Source organism: Marinobacter guineae, assembly GCF_002744735.1.
In the GTDB taxonomy this organism is placed as follows: domain Bacteria; phylum Pseudomonadota; class Gammaproteobacteria; order Pseudomonadales; family Oleiphilaceae; genus Marinobacter; species Marinobacter guineae.
Window position 1 is genome coordinate 1228069 of record NZ_KZ319340.1, and the last position, 19739, is coordinate 1247807.

The 19739-nt window shown below is 57.3% G+C and carries 18 protein-coding genes; 7 read left to right on the forward strand and 11 right to left on the reverse strand.

Annotated elements, in window-relative coordinates:
* The first annotated feature begins 84 nt into the window (after positions 1-84).
* Complete coding sequence (locus CLH62_RS13620) at positions 85-1527, forward strand: dihydrolipoyl dehydrogenase (RefSeq protein ID WP_099618673.1); 1443 nt, start codon at positions 85-87, stop codon at positions 1525-1527.
* 18 nt (positions 1528-1545) lie between these two features.
* Here CLH62_RS13620 and CLH62_RS13625 read toward each other — a convergent pair whose 3' ends face one another.
* Entirely contained in the window at positions 1546-1821 is a 276-nt protein-coding gene (locus tag CLH62_RS13625; protein WP_099618674.1) for a DUF2061 domain-containing protein, read from the reverse strand.
* Between the two features lie 231 nt (positions 1822-2052).
* Here CLH62_RS13625 and CLH62_RS13630 point away from each other — a divergent pair, with 231 nt between their 5' ends.
* Both CLH62_RS13630 and CLH62_RS13635 read left to right on the forward strand, forming a co-directional pair.
* Positions 2053-2526, forward strand: a complete 474-nt coding sequence (locus tag CLH62_RS13630) for a Dps family protein (protein WP_099618675.1) — start codon at positions 2053-2055, stop codon at positions 2524-2526.
* Between the two features lie 161 nt (positions 2527-2687).
* Positions 2688-4412 carry a choice-of-anchor I family protein gene (locus tag CLH62_RS13635; RefSeq protein ID WP_099618676.1) on the forward strand — a complete coding sequence of 575 codons (1725 nt, stop codon included), beginning with the start codon at positions 2688-2690 and terminating at the stop codon, positions 4410-4412.
* Positions 4413-4478: 66 nt separating this feature from the next.
* Here the strand turns inward: CLH62_RS13635 and CLH62_RS13640 are convergent, their stop codons facing one another.
* From CLH62_RS13640 to CLH62_RS13665, 6 genes are all read right to left on the reverse strand, one after another.
* Positions 4479-5603, reverse strand: coding sequence for an NAD(P)/FAD-dependent oxidoreductase (locus CLH62_RS13640; protein WP_099618677.1), 1125 nt, complete (start codon positions 5601-5603; stop codon positions 4479-4481).
* On the reverse strand, positions 5603-6916 hold the full coding sequence (locus CLH62_RS13645) for an SAM-dependent methyltransferase (RefSeq protein ID WP_099618678.1): 1314 nt from the start codon (positions 6914-6916) through the stop codon (positions 5603-5605). The genes CLH62_RS13640 and CLH62_RS13645 overlap by 1 nt, the downstream gene beginning before the upstream one ends.
* A 226-nt stretch (positions 6917-7142) precedes the next feature.
* Positions 7143-8438, reverse strand: a complete 1296-nt coding sequence (locus tag CLH62_RS13650) for a TRAP transporter large permease (protein ID WP_099618679.1) — start codon at positions 8436-8438, stop codon at positions 7143-7145.
* Positions 8435-8980: a TRAP transporter small permease subunit gene (locus tag CLH62_RS13655; protein WP_099618680.1), complete on the reverse strand. Its 546-nt coding sequence runs from the start codon at positions 8978-8980 to the stop codon at positions 8435-8437. Before CLH62_RS13655 ends, CLH62_RS13650 begins: the two co-directional genes overlap by 4 nt.
* Before the next feature lie 100 nt (positions 8981-9080).
* Positions 9081-10157, reverse strand: coding sequence for a TRAP transporter substrate-binding protein (locus tag CLH62_RS13660; protein ID WP_099618681.1), 1077 nt, complete (start codon positions 10155-10157; stop codon positions 9081-9083).
* A gap of 146 nt (positions 10158-10303) precedes the next feature.
* Positions 10304-10762 carry an ATPase gene (locus tag CLH62_RS13665; RefSeq protein WP_099618682.1) on the reverse strand — a complete coding sequence of 153 codons (459 nt, stop codon included), beginning with the start codon at positions 10760-10762 and terminating at the stop codon, positions 10304-10306.
* 129 nt (positions 10763-10891) lie between these two features.
* Between CLH62_RS13665 and CLH62_RS13670 the strand changes: the two genes are divergently transcribed.
* A complete protein-coding gene (locus tag CLH62_RS13670; protein ID WP_099618683.1) occupies positions 10892-11959 on the forward strand; it encodes a beta-N-acetylglucosaminidase domain-containing protein in 1068 nt (355 codons plus the stop codon).
* Positions 11960-11968: 9 nt separating this feature from the next.
* On the opposite strand, the gene CLH62_RS13675 is transcribed toward CLH62_RS13670, so the two are convergent.
* Positions 11969-12679: an SIMPL domain-containing protein gene (locus CLH62_RS13675; RefSeq protein WP_099618684.1), complete on the reverse strand. Its 711-nt coding sequence runs from the start codon at positions 12677-12679 to the stop codon at positions 11969-11971.
* Positions 12680-12785: 106 nt separating this feature from the next.
* Between CLH62_RS13675 and CLH62_RS13680 the strand changes: the two genes are divergently transcribed.
* The gene (locus CLH62_RS13680) at positions 12786-13313 is read left to right on the forward strand and encodes a macro domain-containing protein (protein WP_099618685.1); all 528 of its coding nucleotides are present in this window, start codon (positions 12786-12788) and stop codon (positions 13311-13313) included.
* Positions 13314-13326: 13 nt separating this feature from the next.
* Here CLH62_RS13680 and CLH62_RS13685 read toward each other — a convergent pair whose 3' ends face one another.
* The gene (locus CLH62_RS13685) at positions 13327-14331 is read right to left on the reverse strand and encodes a ChaN family lipoprotein (RefSeq protein ID WP_228152845.1); all 1005 of its coding nucleotides are present in this window, start codon (positions 14329-14331) and stop codon (positions 13327-13329) included.
* 25 nt (positions 14332-14356) lie between these two features.
* Positions 14357-14536: a CopG family transcriptional regulator gene (locus tag CLH62_RS13690; protein WP_099618686.1), complete on the reverse strand. Its 180-nt coding sequence runs from the start codon at positions 14534-14536 to the stop codon at positions 14357-14359.
* A gap of 125 nt (positions 14537-14661) precedes the next feature.
* Here CLH62_RS13690 and dauA point away from each other — a divergent pair, with 125 nt between their 5' ends.
* The gene (gene dauA / locus CLH62_RS13695; protein ID WP_099618687.1) at positions 14662-16410 is read left to right on the forward strand and encodes a C4-dicarboxylic acid transporter DauA; all 1749 of its coding nucleotides are present in this window, start codon (positions 14662-14664) and stop codon (positions 16408-16410) included.
* Here the strand turns inward: dauA and CLH62_RS13700 are convergent.
* Complete coding sequence (locus tag CLH62_RS13700) at positions 16403-17638, reverse strand: hypothetical protein (RefSeq protein WP_099618688.1); 1236 nt, start codon at positions 17636-17638, stop codon at positions 16403-16405. The two genes, dauA and CLH62_RS13700, sit on opposite strands and share 8 nt — an antisense overlap.
* Positions 17639-17707: 69 nt before the next feature.
* On the opposite strand from CLH62_RS13700, the gene CLH62_RS13705 reads away from it, so the two are divergent.
* Complete coding sequence (locus tag CLH62_RS13705; protein WP_099618689.1) at positions 17708-19654, forward strand: CASTOR/POLLUX-related putative ion channel; 1947 nt, start codon at positions 17708-17710, stop codon at positions 19652-19654.
* The last annotated feature ends 85 nt before the right edge of the window (positions 19655-19739 follow it).

Below are 19739 nucleotides of genomic sequence, written 5' to 3' on the forward strand. Positions count from 1 at the left end.
GTCACAGCTTCTATACTGAGGTCACACTCGACCAAATCTTCCGCTTTTCCCGAGCTTCGGGAATGCCTGTCAGGAGACCGTCCTATGAACAAACGAGAAGTCGACGTTGCCATTATCGGTGCTGGGACCGCCGGCATGGTGGCCTACCAGCGTGTACGCAAAGTCACTGACAAGGTGGTCCTGATCGAAGCCGAGCAGTATGGAACCACCTGTGCCAGAGTCGGGTGCATGCCCAGCAAGTTGCTGATCGCGGCCGCCGATAATGCTCATCAGATGCGGCTTGGCGAGCTTTTCGGGGTCTCTGCCGGAGGCGTTACGGTTGATGGCAGGCGGGTGATGGAGCGCGTGCGGGCTGAGCGGGACCGGTTTGTGGGTTCCGTGATTCGTTCCGTGGAGAAATTCCCCGAAGAACATCGCCTTATGGGCCATGCCCGGTTCATCGGCCCGAACCGACTGGTTGTAGACAACGACGTGGAGGTTAACGCCCTGCGAATTATCGTCGCGACCGGCTCCCGGCCCAACATCCCCGGATTCCTGAAAGAAGCCAAAGATCGGCTGGTGGTGAATGACGATATTTTCGAGTGGCAGGATCTTCCCGACTCGGTAGTCGTATTCGGCCCGGGCGTGATCGGTCTGGAGCTCGGGCAGGCCCTGAGCCGGCTTGGAGTCCGCGTGCGGATGTTCGGGGTGGGTGGTGCTGTCGGTCCGATCCAGGACGACTCGATTCGTGACTATGCCCTGAAGACCTTCAATGAGGAATTTCCACTGGATCCGGACGCGGACGTCAAAAAAGTCGAGCGGGTTGATGACGGTGTTGCCATTACCTTTGCCGATGGCAATGGCGGCGAGAAAACAGAGATTTTCGATTACCTGCTGGCGGCAACCGGACGCCGACCCAATGTCGACGGGCTGGATATCCAGAATGCCGACATCGAGCTGGACAAGAAGGGAGCGCCGCTGTTTGACCCGCATACCCTGCGCTGTGGCCAGAGTCACATATTTATTGCCGGTGATGCCAATAACAGCCTGCCCTTGTTACATGAAGCGGCTGATGAGGGCCGGATTGCGGGCGACAATGCAGCCTCCTATCCGGACGTGCGTGCCGGTCTGCGGCGGACGCCGCTGGCGGTGGTGTTCACCGATCCGCAGATTGCCACCATTGGACTTACCATCAATCAGGTGGACGACCGCTGTCATGGCTGCTTTGCAGTCGGTGAGGTGTCCTTTGAAGACCAGGGTCGGAGCCGCGTTATCGGCAAGAACCGCGGTCTGCTGAGGGTTTACGGCGAGCACGGTAGTGGTCTGTTTATGGGTGCGGAAATGTTCGGGCCGGCGGCAGAGCACCTTGCTCATCTCCTGGCCTGGTCGGCCCAGCGGCGACTGACGGTGAGCGAAATGCTGGAAATGCCGTTCTACCATCCGGTTATTGAGGAAGGCTTGCGGACGGCGCTTAAAGACCTGAATCGCAACCTCAACATCGGGCCGGTGCCGGAAGAGGGTTGTACCGATTGTGGGCCGGGAGTCTGATCCGGCCCCTGACCGAAATCAACAGGTGTGGGGCTGGCTATGGGGCAAAGTTTCTGCAGCCACCCTTGTATTCTGCAGTCGACGAGCCCAGATCTTTTCATGGAAGAAGTAGGCAACCGTATTAATCGCCGGCTCCACCATGGCAATCAGGCTGCCGACCAGAAGGTCGCCGGTCAGCAGGTAAGCCACGGTGAAGGCAACCGAGAAATGCGTCAGGGCAAACGTTAACGTCTTGATTATTGACTGGTCGCCCTTTGCACCATGGTTGTGTACAAACAGTTTCAGCGCACTCATGGTTCACCCCGGTTTAGAATGTCTCTAGGTTAATTAAACGCCAGACGAGAATTATTGTTAAATGAATTGTTTTTTGATAAGTGATAGGGCAAGACTATGTTTTTTGGCGTCTGCCAAAGCACGGATTAAACCGCGCTATCGGAGGTATTGGCGAACTAAACTTCACAAATTTCAGTTATCTGGCGTACTGTCAGGTCATAGCTGCTTCATTTGCTGTCAAGGAGACACACTATGAGTAAAAACTTTATTGGTCTGGATACTGAAAAGACTGCCAAACTTTCCGATTCGTTGAATGATCTGCTGTCCAACTACCAGATCTTTTACATGAACGTGCGCGGGTATCATTGGAACATCAAGGGTGACAATTTCTTCGAGCTGCACGTGAAGTTTGAAGAGCTCTACGATGACCTGTTGCTAAAAATCGACGAGATTGCAGAGCGGGTGCTCACCCTCGGCCATCGCCCTGCGCACGCCTACAGCACCTACATCGAGCGTTCCGAAGTGCCTGAGCGCAAGGATGTTTCCGATGGAAAGGAAGCAATGGAAAACATCGTTGAGAGTTTCGCCAAACTGATTGGCAAGCAACGCGAGCTGCTGAGCCTCGCCGGTGAGGCAGAGGACGAAGGTACCGTGGCGCTGATGAGCGACTACATCTCTCAGCAGGAAAAGACGGTCTGGATGTACCGCAGTTACCTGGACCACTGAGCACGGGTTCTACGTACAAATCCGGTGGCGGCCTTAGGGTCGCCATTTTTTTGCCGCTGTAACGCTCCCGCCTTCAAATTGTCTTCTGTCTAACGCATTTATGTCACCTTGCTTCAATAGGGTGTGTCGTGAACCAACACACTTTAGAAGATGAGGCGAATATGGAACTGCGCAAATCCCTCCTTGGTACCGCCATCCTGGCGTCTGTTCTCGGTCTTGCCGGCTGTGATGGCGATGATGGAAATGACGGTGCACCGGGCACCAGCCAGACACTTGTTGAACTGAATGTATTGGGCTCCTACCAGGCGGAAGGAGAGGTTTTTGACAAGAGTGCTGCCGAGATTGTTGCTCACGATCCGGCCAATCAGCGCCTTTTCGTTGTCAACGCCCTTGCCAGCACAATCGACGTTCTAGACATCAACGATCCATCCTTGCCGGTAAAACTGGGTACCATTGACGCTACCGCTGAGGGCGCTGCCGCCAATAGCGTGGCGGTCTATGGTGATTTGGTGGCGGTGGCCATCGAAGCGGAAAACAAGCAGGCAAATGGCAAAGTGGTTTTCTATAACAGTACGGACCTCAACAAGGCAGGTGAGGTTGAGGTTGGCGCCCTGCCAGACATGGTTACATTCACCCGCGATGGCCAGAAAGTCCTGGTGGCCAACGAAGGCGAGCCTAACGACGACTATAGCGTGGACCCTGAAGGCTCTGTCAGCATTATTGAACTGTCCAACGGCGTAGCGTCTGCCACCGTGACCACCGCCGGATTCACCGGCTTCAATGCTGACCAGGCAGACCTGGAAGCGGCTGGCCTGCGGGTATTCGGCCCCGGCGCAACACTGGCCGAAGACCTGGAGCCGGAATACATTGCCGTATCCATCGACAACACCAAAGCCTGGGTAGCCCTGCAGGAAAACAACGCCGTGGCCGAGCTGGATATCGCCGCCAGTGAAATTACTGCCATCGTGCCGCTTGGTTTCAAGGACCACAGCATCATCGGCAACGAACTGGACGCCAGCAACCGTGACAGCGGCATCAACATCCGCAACTGGCCGGTGAAAGGCATGTACATGCCTGATGCCATCACCAGCTACGGCTACAACGGCAAAACCTACTACCTGACCGCTAACGAAGGCGATGCGCGCGACTACGACGGCTGGACCGAAGAGTTCCGCATGGGCGACCTGACCCTGGACCCAGCCAGCGACCTGGCGGGCATCGCCAACCTGCTGGACGAAGCCAACTTGGGCCGCCTTAAAACCACTTCTACCATGGGCATCAGCAACGGCTGTAATCCTTCACAGTTGCCTGCCGACCTGGGTGATCTCAACGGCGACGGCAACGTGGACGTGGACGACGTTGGGTTCTATGTGGAAAACAACTGCGAGTACGACACCCTGTACAGTTACGGCGCGCGCTCCTTCAGCATCTGGAGTGTCGACGGCCAGCGCGTGTTCGACAGCGGCAGCGAGTTTGAACGCATCACCGCCAACCTGATCCCCGACAACTTCAACGGCAACAACGACGAAAACTCCTTCGATAACCGCTCAGACGACAAAGGCCCAGAGCCGGAAGGCGTGACCGTTGGCGAAATCAACGGCCAGACCTTCGCCTTTATCGGCCTGGAACGCGTTGGCGGCATCATGGTTTACAACGTTACCAATCCTCAGAACGCACAATTCGTGCAGTACCTGAACAACCGGGATTTCTCAGTGTCCCAGGATGATCTGGAAGCTGGAATGGCCGGTGATCTTGGCCCCGAAGGCCTGGCGTTCATCGCCGCAGAAAACAGCCCCAATGGCAAGCCCATGCTGGCGGTTGGCAACGAAGTGAGCGGCACCACCACCTTCTATGGTATTGATGTTATTGAACTGACTGCGGACTGATTCCAGGGTGCCACAGAAAACCGGGAGGCGTCGGTAACGGCCCTCCCGGTTTTATTTTTCGCAGATTCAGACAGCGATTTGAAGCGGAGGCACTTCCTGGTGCAGAAACCACTTCTCCGTCACAACCTTTCTGGTAAACCAGTGCGAGCGCATTAGGGTGCTTGCCAGCGGCATCTTGACCCAGTCAGGCACCTGCCACCCCTGTTCTGAGTCAGTAGCCCGGTTACCGAAGCGTTCGGCAATGGCATCGCCGTAGACCTGCAATGACGACGCCGAATAATCCGGCGCACGTCGAATCACATCTGCCGCCATCAGGGCGGATTCGATGGCGGGTCGGATGCCCTCGCCACTCTGGGTATAGGCGAGACCTGCCGAGTCACCGATCAGTAGAATGCCATCATCCACCAATGGGCGCTCCGCATGAGCGTACAGAAGGTAGGCGTGGCCCTTGAACCGTCCGGGCAGGTCTGCCGGGATCCGTCCGGTTGATTTCATCTCTTCCACAAATGCCTGCAGGTGGCCGGTCAGTTTGTGGTTGTCTTCCCGGCCCAGGCCGATATTGAGGTAATTGCCTTTACGGAAGACCCATGCGTAGCCCTTGAGGTCCCGGCAGAACCAGAGCTCCGGTGTGTCGCCCCGGGCCTGGCAGGCAGAGGCCTGCTCCGGTGTCATCTCGAATTCAACTTCCTTGGCCGCAACTACCGTCTCATGGCCCCCCGGGCCATCGCCAAGCAGCCGCGCCACCGGGCAGAAGTGTCCTCCAGCGCCAACTACCAGAGGTGCCTCCCAGGTGTCGTTAATGACCCAGTTGCCCTCTCTTCGTGCAATCGATTTGACGGGTGTGGAAAGCTGTTTCGGGGAGGTGACCCGGCTGAGCAGAAAATCGTCGAACTCGCACCGGCGGATGCCATAACTGACCACATCGCCGTGATCGTTTTCCACAGCAGCTTGCCCCATCATGCCAATGCGGAAACGCCGAATTGGCTGCAGGGTTCGGACGGTACCATAGTCTTGCAGGTCGACATTCAGGGTTTCCATCACTGCAGGCGTTACCCAGCCTGCGCAGGTTTTGTCTCTGGGGAAGTCCTGTTTATCAATGATCAGTATTCGCTTGCCGCTGTTTTCTAGAGCGCTGGCCAGAGTGGAGCCGGCCGGGCCGGCACCGACGATGATCAGGTCGTAATAGTCCATCAGCCCTCCTCAGGTGCGGCGGGAAAATTGTAGAGATCCTGCCGGCTTTGAGGCAACTGGTTATTGTCACTGTGGGCGAAGACTACCTGGAACAGTTGCAGGTTGCCTGCCCGGAATGCCGACATGGAGCCAGCCAGGTACATGCGCCATGCCCGGGTAAAGTGTTCGTCGTACATGGCGGTTACCTTATCCTCGTTCTCGGTAAAGCGCTCCATCCAGTGGCTGAGGGTTTGAGCGTAGTGCAGGCGCAGATTTTCGACATCCAGTACCGAGAAATCGCTGTGTTCGCAAATCTGCATGAATTCGCCGATGCTTGGAGGATAGGCCCCGGGGAAAATGCGCTTTTCAATCCAGGCATTCATGAGCATCGGGCGATTACGACCGATGCTGTGTAGCAGGGCAATGCCGTCGGGTTTGAGACTCCGTTTAATCAACTCGGACATGGCCTCGTAATTTTCCTTGCCCACATGCTCAAGCATGCCGATGGACACAAAGGCGTCGTACTGGCCACTAATGTTGCGGTAGTCGTCCTCAACGTACTCGACAAGATGATCGAGCCCCTGTTTATGGGCCTCCTTTCGAGCGTAGTCCAGCTGCTCCCGGGAAATGTTGTAGGAGTGGACTTTCACCCCGTAGTTGCGGGCCATGTAGCGGGCCAGCCCGCCCCAGCCGCAGCCAGCCTCGACAACGGTCATGCCTGGTTTGAGCCGGAGTTTGCGGCAGACGTGTTCCAGCTTGGCCAACTGGGCCTGTTCCAGGCTCAGGTCCGGAGTTTCGTAATAGGCACAGGTGTACTGCATTTCGGCGTTGTCCAGCCATAGCCGGTAGAACTCGTTACCGAGATCGTAATGGTGATGGATGTTTTCCTTGGCTTCGGAGATGCCGGTGGATCGGGGGGCGTGATTGCGCCACAGCGCGTCCAGCCATTTCGGCCATTTCTGACGGGCCTCATGAACCGCCCGGTAAAGAGCCTCCATCAGGTCCGGCAAATCGCCTTCCACTTCCAGCCGGCCAGCAGCGTACAGATCACCAAAAGCCAGGTTGGGATTGGTGACCAGAGCATACAGGGCCTTGGGATCGGTCAGGTGCAGGGTAAATTCCGCGCGCTGCTCATCAGGCTCGATGACATCGCCGTTCCAGAGCCGGAATCGGACCGGTGGGTTGCCGGCCATGCGCAGAAGCTTGGCAATCAGCCACCGTTCATAGGTATGGGGCGACCGGTCAACACGGGTGTTTTCCAGTGGCAGTGTAAGCACGTGGCTCTTCTGTTCGGTTCCCGTGTCACGGGCTTTCCGGGCCGTACTCTGATTCATGGACTCCGCTCTCCCTTGATAACCTCAACATCAATGTTTTTGCCGACGTTTTTTGCGCCAGGGTTCCCGAATACCAGTCTGAGAATCGCCGGTTGTCTGTTCAGTATAGAAAACTGTCAGGTTTTGTCATGTGGGAGAGATATAGAACAAAGCTATAGGGAAGATAAAAGCGGGGGGCACCTGGTTAACAAGGCCGGGTCCACAGGGCCCGGCCTTGTTGGGTGAGTCAATAGGTGGCACTCATCCCGAACCACTCGGGGAAAACTACGATCAGGGCCAATACCAGTATCTGGATCAGGATAAAGGGGATGATACCCCGATAGATATCAATGGTCCTGACTTCCGGTGGCGCCACGCCCTTCAGGTAGAACAGCGCGAACCCGAACGGTGGGGTCAGGAAGCTCGTCTGCAGGTTCATGGCGATCAGAATGGCAAACCAGAGCATGTTGATGCCCATGGCTTCGGCCACCGGTGCCAGGATTGGCACGATGATGAACGAAATCTCCACAAAATCGATAAAGAAGCCGAGGATCAGAATCACCAGCATGGCGAGGATGATAAAGCCCCAATGCCCACCGGGCAGCATGTGCAGCCAGTCTTCCAGCAGGTAATCACCCCCGGTGTAACTGAAGACCATGGAAAATGCGGTTGCGCCAATCAGGATGGCGAAAACCATGGCGGTCACCTTCACGGTATCCTTGGACGCGTCCCAGACCATCTGGAATGAAAACTGCCGGTAAATAATCGCCAGGACTACCGCGCCCACACCGCCAAGGGCTGAGGATTCGGTCGGTGTTGCGATGCCGGTGAAAATGGAACCGAGGACGACCACAATCAGCGCCAGGGGCGGGATGATGGCCAGCAGCGCATTCAGGACTTCTTTCTTGCGGCTGACCCCGGCGATCTCGGGCATGGCGGGAGCCATCTCCGGCTTCAGGCGAGTTAGGATGAGGATATAGGCAATATAGAGTCCCACCAGTACGACGCCGGGAATGACGGCTGCCCTGAACAGATCGCCCACCGGCAGGCCGAGCACATCGCCGAGTATGATCAGGATAATGGACGGCGGCACTATCTGCCCCAGGGTACCGGAGGCGCAGATGGTTCCAGTACTCAGGCGCTTGTCATATTTATGCGCCAGCATGACCGGCAAGGAGATCAGGCCCATGGCCACCACACTGGCACCGACGACACCGGTAGAGGCTGCCAGCAAAGCACCGACGAGGATGGTGGAAATGGCCAGACCGCCCGGCAGGCCGCCAAACAGACGCCCCATGGAGGTCAAAAGCTGTTCCGCCAGCCGCGTACGCTGCAGCACTACGCCCATGAAAATAAACAGAGGCACGGCCATGAGCACCTTGTTCTGCATCACGCTCATGATCCGGAACGGCATGAAGGCGAACAGGTCCATACCTTCCGCGAAGACCCCGAAGAACAGCGCTACACCGCCAAAGGTAAAGGCCACCGGGAAGCCCACCATCAGCATGAAGAGGGCAACGACGAACATAATCATGCCGATCATGCCAAGCCTCCCGCACTGTGCTCTACTTCGTAGGATTTTTCACCGGACATGACGCGCAGGGCGAACGTCGCCATGTTCAGACCCGCGGCGGCGATGAAAAACGCCGTTAGCGGGATCACCGACTTGATGATCCAGCGCTGGGGCAGGCCGCCGGGGTCACCGCTGCCTTCCCCCATGTTGTAGGAGTCGAGGGCATAATCGTATCCGTAGATGCCAATCAGGTAGGCAAACGGAATAACAAAAATGAGTGCGCCGACCAGGTTCACCCAGGCTTTGGCCTTGTTGCTCCATTTGGTGTAAAGAACATCCACCCGGACGTGGCCGTCGGTGCGCAGAGCGTAGGGAATGCCCAGCATGAAGACCACCGAGTACAGGTGCCACTCCATCTCCTGCATACCAATAGACACTTCGTTAAACGCGTAGCGGGCCACGACGTCGAAAAATACGTTGGCGGCCATCAGTATCATGGCCACACAGGCCACCCAGCCGCAGAGATTGGACAGGCGGGCCAGGCCCTCGTCCAGTTTGATAATCCAGCGCATTACAGGTCCTCCGCCAACCGGATTGGCGATTTTCAATTGCTATAAACGACAAAACCGGGATCACTCTGTGAGCGATCCCGGCTCCTTTTCAGTCGTTATCTTACTCGACTTCGGCCATGGTGTTGAGATAGGCGCGGGTCGAGATGTCCGAATAGGCGCGAGTCTTGTTGAGGTACTCCTCCTGGGACTCGATGATGCGCGCTGCCTGCTCGTTACCCTCGGCCGCCTCTTTCAGCAGCTTTTCGTTGGCCTTGTACATGGCCTGGAACACGTCCTTGGGGAACTGCTTGATCTGGACATTCGGATGCTCTTCCTTGATGTTTGCCCAGGCGTCCGCATTGGCGTGCTGCGAGTGTACCAGCATGTCATAGGCCGATACGCGCATGGCGGTCTTCAGGATTGCCTGGAGGTCGGCCGGCAGTTTGTCCCAGGTGTTCTTGTTGACCAGGAACTGCAGCTCGGTCGCAGGCTCGTGCCAGCCAGTGTAGTAGTAGTCGGCAATCTGCTGGAAACCCAGACGCAGATCGAGAGCGGGACCGACCCACTCAACGGCATCAATGGTGTTGCGTTCAAGGGCTGTGTACAGCTCGCCCGGCGGGATGTTGGTCGGGCTGACGCCCACTTCAGCGAAGACTTCACCCGCAAAGCCGGGGATACGCATCTTGAGGCCCTGCAGGTCTTCCAGGGATTTGATTTCCTTACGGAACCAGCCACCCATCTGAACGCCGGTGTTACCGCCCGGGAACGACAGCATGTTGTGGGGTTCGTAGACTTCCTGCATCAGATCCATGCCGTCGCCATGGTAAAACCAGGCATACTGTTCGATAGCAGTCATGCCGAAGGGCATGCTGGTGAAAAACAGGGTTTCCGGCACTTTGCCTTTCCAGTAGTAGGACGCAGAGTGTCCCATGTCGTACTGTCCGGCTTTGACCATGTCAAACACACCCAGAGGCGCCTTGTGCTTGTTGGCGGAATCGATGCGAATGCGCAGGCGGCCATCAGACATTTCTTCGGCCAGTTCAGCCATGCGTTTGGTGGTGTCACCGAAAATCGGGAAGTTTGGCCCCCAGGTTTCTGCGAGGCGGAGGGTAAAGGTTTCCTGGGCGAGCGTCTGTGTTGAGGCAAAGGTTGTAGCCACAGCCAACACAGCCGCGGAAAGAACAGAACGGATCTTCATTGCTCTTCAATCCTCTTATCGTTTTTGTGGGTCGAGCGTTTCCCCTTGTGGGGCTAAACAACTCTGGATTCTAGCTTACGTTAGCAATTATCGTTAACAAACGAAATCAAAAACCGCCCTATGTACGACCTAGGTCGTACAGCGGTTCAGAGGTCATCCATTCGACCGATCTGGCTGGCGAGTCGCATGGCTTCGTGTTCCTCAAAGGCCAGCAAATCCTCCAGAAGCGACTTGGCCTCGGGGATTTCGGCCTTCCCGATCAAAGAGTCATAGAGATCCATGACCTGATCGTGAAACTGGAAGACTTCCCGGGCGATATCCTTGAATTCCAGGTTGGCGTAGTGGGTGTCAGATGCCAGGCTGGCCTTGATCGGTTTGTGGTTCAGGTAGTCGTAAAGCCGGGTTTTCATGGCCTTCGGATCGGCCTGCTTTTCGAATTCACTGACGGCTTTTTCAAGCAGGGTTTCATGCCTGGACAGATAATCCAGCAGAGCGCTGGCCCGTTCGTCGTTGTTCAGGCCGGCTGACTCGTGGAGGCTCCGGGCCAGGTGCGCATGAAGCTGGCGCGTCCAGTCAATCAGATCTTCGAAGGTTTTTATCTCCATTGCATTACTCCGGACAGGAAGGTGGGATGAATAGTTGGCGGTAACTTACAGTCTAGTCAAAATTGTTGATTATTGGGTACATGGAATGGATGCTTGAAGTCCGGGCAACAGAGGAAGTGGATAATAGCCATGACAACGACACTGGGAATTATTGAAGGATTCTACGGGCCCATGTGGACCTGGCAGGAGCGCCGGCAACTGGTTCACACCCTGGCGCCCCACGGTTACGGGTTCTATCTGTATGCCCCGAAAGCCGATGCTTTTCTGCGCCGTAAATGGCAGCAGCCGCATCCACCCGCCATGGCCTCGGAGCTGGCGGAGTTCGCCCGGTTTTGCCGGCAGGAAGGTCTTCGTTTCGGGGTGGGCCTGAGCCCCTTCGAAATCTTCAACCGGTTTGATGACGATGCCCGCACGGCCCTGGCCGAAAAGCTGTCCTTGTTGGAGCGAATGGGCATTGATGCGCTGGCTATCCTGTTTGATGACATGCGGGCGGATACGCCAGATTTGGCCGGCACCCAGGTGGAGATCGTGCACTGGATTCGCGAGCGCACAACCATCAAGCATCTGAGTGTCTGCCCCAGTTACTATTCTGACGATCCGGTACTGGATCGGGTGTTCGGCGAACGCCCGGCGGATTACCTGGAAACCCTGGGTCGCACGCTGGACCATTCAATCAATATATTCTGGACCGGGGAGGAGGTCTGTTCCCGGGAAATTTCCCCCGGCCACCTGAAACGGATCGGCGATCTGCTCCGGCGCAAGCCGGTGCTCTGGGACAATTACCCGGTCAATGACGGCGACCGGATGTCGCAACATCTGCACCTGCGCGCCTTCACCGGAAGACCGGCGGCCAACGCAGCCCACCTGGCCGGCCATGGCATCAATCCGGCCCTGCAACCGACCCTCACCGCCATCCCGGCGATCACGCTCGCGGAGTCCTACCGCCAGGGGCCCTTTTACCAGTATGGCCAGGCATTCCGCCACGCGGCCCGGGAAGTGCTCGGAAGGGAGTTGGCGGCGCAGGTTCACGCCGATTTGCTGGTGTTCCAGGATGCCGGCCTGACCCGGATCACCGAGGAAAAGCTCCAGAGCCTGCAGCATACCTACGATGCTTTTGATCATCCCGCAGCTCATGAAATTCTGCGTTGGTTGGCCAGGGAATACCAGGTGACCGATGAGATGGTGGCGACCCAGTAATCCTGACGGCTACCGGAGGTAATACTCCACCGTCGAGACCACCCGAACAGTTTTGACCGGCTGCTGCCCTTCCATGACGCCCGGCGCCTGATCCCGGGCAAGGATCTGGAATACGCCCTGATTGGCCCGGCGCAGGCCACCGAGTTCTGCTTTGGCGTCTTCGGCAAACTGGGCTGCGGCTTCCCGGGCGGATGCGGTGGCCTCGGCGATCATGTCTGGCTTGATGTTGTTTAGCCCGTTAAACAGATAGGTGGGACCGGAGGGGCCATAGTCCGAGGACAGGACGACGCCGGAGTCTACCAGTTCACTGACACCTTGAGCGGCCTGGCGGATCTTGTCGATATTGGTGCTGCGCACCATCAGGGTCTGGCTGATAATGAATTTCTGTTCGCCGTTGTTGCCCTGGTAGGGGTTGGCCCGGGTGTCGGTCACGTCCAGGCGCTGAAGCTCAACCGCACTCTCTTCAATGGCCTGCAATCTCAGAAATGCCATGATCGCATCGCGACTGCTCCTGGCCTTGTTCTGGGCTTCACTCAGGGAATTGCCAGTGGCGAGAAACCGGATCGGCCATAACGCGAGATCGGCATTCACTTCCCTCTCGGCAACGCCCTTGACGGTAACGTAGCGGTCACCGGTTCGCAGGTCAGTGAGGCCATTGCTGATCAGTGATGCCGAGATGATGGCGCTGATGCCAAGAATCAGAGAAGCAAGAAGTTTCATGAGAATTTCCCTGTGTCGCATCACCGGAGAGCCCGCTGAGCGGCTGCTATCCTGAAGGTCAGGGACAAGACTAGCGTTTCGCATCAGCGGCGAAAAGGAGAAAATGATGACAGGTGTGAGAGTTGAGTGTGTAAAGGGCAATATAGCCGCGCAGCCCGATATGGATGCGGTGGTCAATGCCGCCAATGCGCAGCTTCTACCTGGCAGTGGTGTCGCCGGGGCTATCCACAGTGCTGCCGGACCAGGACTGGCTGAGGAATGCCGGGCGCTGGCACCGATCAGTCCTGGCGAAGCCGTTATCAGCTCCGCCCATAATTTGCCGAACCGTCATGTGATTCATTGCCTGGGGCCGGTGTATGGCGTGGATGAGCCCTCGGACCGGTTGCTTGCGGAATGTTATCGGAACGCACTGTTACTTGCTGATCATAACGGCCTCGCGTCGGTTGCTTTTCCCGCCATTTCCACCGGTGTGTTCGGGTATCCGTTGGCCGATGCGGCCACAGTAGCGATGAAAGCGTTGGCCGATACCCTCCCATCCCTCGGCTCCGTGCGCCTGATACGATTTGTCCTGTTCAGTGATCAGGATCTGTCGGTGTTTCAGGAAGCGCTAGAGTCAGGGCTATCAGGTCAATAGCAGTGATCGCTCGTCAGTCACAGGTTTTGCTGGTGGAGCGCTGAAAGCGGGCCTTCATGGCTTCGCGTTCACGCCCCGAATCCTTGAATTCGTCGGGCAGTGGCTGGATAAAATAGAGGAAATCCCCTTTTGACTGATTCTGGTCCAGGGGAGGGCGGGTATCGGTTGCCGGCCAGAACGCCGGGCTGATGACGGCAACTGAAAGCTTTGGCGCCCGCTGTTTAAGTAATGCCACGGTTCCCAGCCCGTCTTCACTATGGAAGGTGCCTGTCAGATGCAGCACCTGATGTCCCGGATACCTGCCTATGGACTCGAGAACGCGTGCCGCCATGGTGTTGTCCCGCAGCAACTGGGCCTTGTAGGTGTTCTCCATACGGTCGTTCATGGTGCTTTCGTCCCGGTGGCTTGCGCCAATGGCATCTGCAAACTTCTCGCGGTATGCGGGAGTGTCCATGAATGGCTCTGAGGGCATTGCCTGCCGGATGCTCTCGGGAACCTTGTCGAGATACGAGGGGCCCTTGCGCCCGACACAGCGGACAACATCCGCCGGGGCATTGGCAGCAATGACTGGCAGGTTCTTCTGGCGGGCAAATTCCACCAGGGGTCGGTAGGACGCCCGGTAATTGTCCCAGGCCGCGGCGTCTTCAATCATTTCTGTTTCCCCGGTCTCGCCCTTCAGGTACCGGTCCAGTTCAGGCTGATGGTCCAGATTGAACTGTTCCATGGACAGGATCTGCCTGGGCTGCTGCCGATGGAGCGCCGTCTGAAGCCGGGATTGCAGCAAATGCGAACCCTGGTGCCCGTGATATTCGCCTACGATAACTACATCCGTTTCAGCGAGGCGCCGAGCCAGCTGTTCCGGAGTGAGAGCGGCGCCGCTTTCCGGTTCAACGATCCGGGCATCGTAAAGGGTTTGCGGCATGGTGAGATTTTTCGGACTGCTGGTCGAGGGCATGGCGGTGCATCCGTTCAGGACAAACAGGATAGTGAGTAACAGGGCAGGCGCGAGAGGTTTCATTGCAGTCAATACGTTCCGGCTTTCATCAGGTTCTGTTTTTGCGATTTTCGCGCCAGTCTTGTCCCAGCCTTTCCTCGACGTATTCCCGGATAAACTGGCGGACTTTCTGGGACGGCGTTACGTCCTCCTGCTTGCAGAGTTCTTCAAAGACGGCCTTTTTTTCCGGGTCGATCAGCAGGGTCAGGCGGGCAGTGCGGTTTTCCATGGGAAGCTCATTTCTCTCTCAAAGGACTCGTTGAAACGTCTCTTGCATGTTAATCATGTTAACATTGAATGTGGATCCAATGAGCATATAATGTTACCTGACCTGTTGCAATAAACGAGACCTTCATGCCTCACCGCGCGCACCTGTTTTCATTACGCCTGGCCCACGCCCTTCGCGAAGCCTGCATCGACGAGCGCTACAGCGGACGCCGCTTGCTCCGGGATGTAATGGCCGGTGTCACGGTGGGGGTCATTGCCATTCCACTGGCCATGGCTCTGGCCATTGCCAGTGGTGTCGCGCCGCAATACGGACTGTATACAGCCATTATCGGCGGCTTTGTGATTGCCCTGACCGGCGGCAGTCGCTTCAGCATCTCGGGCCCCACCGCAGCCTTTGTGGTTATTTTATACCCGATCGCCCAGACCTACGGGCTCGGTGGCCTGCTGCTGGCAACCCTGATGTCGGGCGTGTTACTGATTATTATGGCCCTGATGCGACTGGGTCGGTTTATTGAGTACATTCCCGAATCCGTCACCCTGGGGTTTACCGGTGGCATTGCGGTGGTGATCGCCACGCTTCAGGTTGGGGATTTTTTTGGCCTGCCGGTTGGCGATATGCCCGAATACTACTGGGACAAGCTGGCGGTGCTGGCCAGCGCGCTGCCGGACCTGGATGGGATGAGCACCCTGGTGGCCGGCGTAACCCTTGCGGTGATGTTGCTCTGGTCCCGACTGAAAACTCCGGTGCCGCCGCACCTCCCGGCTGTTATTGTCGGTAGCCTGCTTGCCCTTTGGTTCAATGCCAACGGCGCATCTATCGAAACCATCGGCTCAAGGTTCAGCTATCTGATGCCTGATGGAAGTACGGGGGCCGGCATTCCGCCCTTTTTGCCCGAGTTCGCCTGGCCGTGGCAGCAAATGGGGGCCTCCGGCGAACCGATCGGGCTGTCCTGGACCCTGGTCCGGGAATTACTGCCTGCGGCATTCGCCATCGCCATGCTCGGTGCCATCGAATCCCTGCTGTGCGCGGTGGTACTTGATGGCATGACTGGCAAACGCCACAGCGCCAATAGTGAGTTGATGGGGCAAGGCATTGGTAACATCATCACGCCTTTTTTTGGTGGCATCACCGCCACCGCTGCCATTGCGCGCTCCGCCGCCAATTACCGGGCCGGGGCCGAATCCCCGGTTTCCGCGATGGTTCATTCTGTGGTGGTGTTGCTGGCGCTGATATCCCTCGCTGGCCTGCTGGCCTATCTGCCCATGCCTGCCATGGCTGCGCTGTTGATGATGGTGGCCTGGAATATGAGTGAGGCGCCCAAGTCTGTGCATTTACTGAAAACCGCTCCGCGTAGCGACATTCTTGTTTTCCTCACCTGCTTCTCGCTCACGGTTGCGCTCGACATGGTGATCGCGATTACCACCGGAATCTTGCTGGCAGCGGTGTTGTTCATGCGTGAAATGGCCCAGATGACCAAGGTAACGGATATCACCCTGAACCGGCGTATAGCTGATGCGCGTCTGCCTGAAGGCTGGCAGGTGTTCAAGATCAACGGCCCCCTGTTCTTTGCAGCAGCCGACAGGATATTCGGGGAGCTGGCGGAACTGTCGAGGAATGCCCGCGGGTTCATCCTGTACATGGACGGTGTCACCATTCTCGATGCCGGGGGCTTGTCGGCCCTGAACAAGCTGATTGCCACATGCGAGCGGGACGGAACGCAGATCGTGATTGCGGATTTGCAGTATCAGCCATTGAGAACCCTGGCCAGGGCCGGTGTGAAACCCGTAGCGGGTGTCAGCAGGTTCTGCCCCTCTCTGGTAGAGGCACTTACGCTGGTAACTGACCAGCACGGAGAGGGTCAAGGTTCTACATAGGCCAATGGAGCTGGAGATTACCTCCGCCAAAATTACTCTTGTGCAGATAGAACGTCGGGTTGAGTGTCAGAGTGGCGTTATCCCGTTCTGACAGGACGATGTTCAGGGGAAATGCCGCTTTACCGATGAACCCGGAGTGATTTTCCCCGGGATCACCTTGCAGCCTCTGGCGGATGTCGCCGGCACCGAGGTACAGTTCCGGGGCAAGGGCTGTTCGCTGTGTTAACTGAAACGAGACCGAACCGAAAACAGTCGCTTCGCGTCTGCGAACACTCCCGGTATTGTCGATCGATCTCCCAAAGTAACCCGTTTCGTCCAGGTAAACACCCGAAAGGCCCAGTTTGGGTGAAAGCCTCAGGCCTGAGGGCGCCAGCTCTGCCTGAAATTCAAGGTAGTCTCGCTCAAACTCCGGAGTGCCGCCCTCCTGAAGCTCGAAATTACGACGGGTATACTCGCCGCGACCGTTTACGTTCAGCAGCGCCTGCTGGTAGAGGAATGACTGCGTCACGGCAGCCTTGACCGACTGGCTTTTTACCGTAAGACCCGCACTCTGGCTGACCAGCTCTGAATCCGGTGAAACGGTCACTGATAGCGTTGAACCCTGATCGAATAACGCTCCCCGGGGCGCCCTGTGCCATTGCAGGAAAAGGCTCTGGGGTTTGGTTACAAGCTCATCCCCGGTTTCGGTTTTGCTGTTGAAGTAGGCATCCGGCATTATCCACGCGGCTTCCAGCCAGTCATCGTTTGTCAGGTGATGGCGGGCGGCCAGATAGACATCGGACAGGGCCTTTTCCTGGAATACATCGCCCTGCAAGCGCAAATCGGTCCCGTTGTTCAGGGTGTGACGGAACCCGACCAGTTGCCGATCAAAGGCGCCGTCCAGATCTTCGCTGCGCTGTATATCCAGCAGAAAACCCTGTTGCTCATTGTCAAAGGCAAAGTCCCTGTAGAACCGGAAATCCATAAAAAGCCGATTGCTTCTCGTACTGCCAGCTGTCCCCCGGATTCCTTCCTGTGTGGGGCCGGGAGGATGCTGGTGGCGAAAACTCAGCTCATTCAGGAAACGTTCGGAATTGTAGGGTTCGTCCCGCCCTTCAACGACGGCCTCCTGTCGCCAGGGCTGCGGCACGTGGAAGTCAGCGGCGCGCAGTACCGGAGTCAGACAAAGTAACAGAATCAGACTGGGTCCTTTTACAGAGGCTTTAGCGGGTACCGTCAATATCCTCATTCCGCAATCCCTTTCATAATCTATGGGTTATCCTGTGGCTAACAGATCGGATCTAGCCAAAGGAACCCTATGCTGCCTTTTCGGGTTGTTGACCGCGTAAAGTTCATTGTAGAACGCCAGCTTGTCAAAGGGGCGGGCTTTCAGCTCCTTGTCGTGGGCGTTTTCATCGCTCTTATTTCACTGATTGGGGGTTTGCTGGTGGTTCCCCAGGGAGGTGAGTTCGAGGAGCCGGGTGCGGCGATATGGTGGGCGTTTCTCCGGTTAACCGACCCCGGTTATCTGGGCGATGATGTGGGTGCCTGGCGAAGGTTCGTCTCAACGCTGCTTACCATTAGTGGTTATGTGGTGTTCATGGGTACGCTGGTGGCCATTCTGACCCGATGGCTCATTGCCAAGATGGCAGATCTGGAGCGCGGGCTGACCCCGGTAACCCTGAAGAATCATGTCGTAGTGCTGGGCTGGACCACTCAGACATTGCCGCTGCTCTCGGAATTGCTGGGTTCGAGCGGACGTATGCGCCGATTCCTCCAGAAGCATGATACCCAGAGGCTGAACCTGGTGGTGTTGTCGCAGAATGCCTCCGCGGCACAGGTTCATGAGTTGCGAGCCGAGCCAGGCATCGGACGCCGGGCCCGGCAGATCATCCTGAGATCGGGCTCTGCCATCCAGCCCGATGCCCTTCAGCGTGTTGCCTGTCTCGATGCCGCGGCGGTCATCGTTCCCAGCGCGGCCCACGAAGCAGGCAGCCTGGTGACATCCGATGTGGAAACGGTCAAGGCCCTGCTCTCCATTGCCGCTCAGGCGAGGCATCTTCAGGCTCCCTTGCCGTTCGTGGTGGCAGAGATCCAGGATGTCCGAAAGCTGCCGGTAATCGAGCGGGCCTATCCCGGGGCTGTGGAGGTGGTTGCCGGCGATGCCACCATCAGCCGGTTGATGGTTCAGAACATCCTTCATCCGGGACTGTCGGAAATCTACAACGAGCTGCTTACCGCCGGTGACGGGAATGAAATCTATATCCGGGGTGGCGAGTCGGTGGCAGGGCTGACGCTCGAAGAGCTGGCTGCGGCACGGCCTGAGGTTATTGTGCTGGGCTTGCTGAAGCATGGTGTAGCTGGCTGGGAGGTTTGCCTGCTGGCGCCGTCCGACACTCGGATCGACATGGCGGACCGGGTGGTGATGATGGCCCGGGATTATGCCGAGACCGAACCGGATCCAAAAAAACCGGCGTTACCGCCAATGCACAGAGGCCAGGCGCCCCTGGCGGCGCGTCCGGCGGCTAAAAAGAATTACCGTGTTCTGGTACTTGGCTGGAATCGGCGGGTTCCGAGCCTGGTGGCTGAGTTTGAAAGTTACGGCCATCGCAGCTTCGAGCTGGACCTTGTTTCCGTGGTGTCGAAAGACGAGCGGGAACAGGCCATTGCCCGGTATGTTGAAGACCGGAGCCAGGTTGCCTGCGGCCATATCGAGGCAGACTACATGGTGGAGGGAGAGCTCCGTCGGATTCAGCCGGCCAGCTACGACACCATCATTCTGCTGAGCAGCGATCGACTGGCATCGGGCGAGGAAGCCGATGCCCGGGCCATGGTCGGGTATCTCCAGCTTGAGGACATTCTGGCCGAATCACCGAAACGGCCCCAGCTGATCATGGAGTTGAGTGACCCGGATAACCGGCACCTGCTGTATGGCCACCGGAGTGAAATGCTCATCAGCCCGATGATCCTGAGCCATGTGCTGGCGCAAGTCGCTTTAAGACGTGAGCTTCGTGTGGTTCTGGACGAACTGTTCACTGTCGGCGGAGCCGAGATTCAGTTCCGGGATCCTGCGGATTATCCATTGCCTGCCAGTGTCACCTTCCAGCTCCTGGAAAAGACAATTGCGGCGGAAGGCGAGTTGGCACTGGGTGTGTTCAGGAATCGTCCTGACGACCGCGGCCGACATTTGCAGCTGAACCCGCCCCGTAAACAGTATCTCGAGCTACAGCCCGACGATCGGCTTGTAGTGCTTTGCCTGACCTGAGGCGACTTCCCGAGTGACGGATTGTGAGCAGGTTAGCGGCGTTCAGAGTCGACCGCTTGGTATTCACCAAGAAAATGCCGAAAAT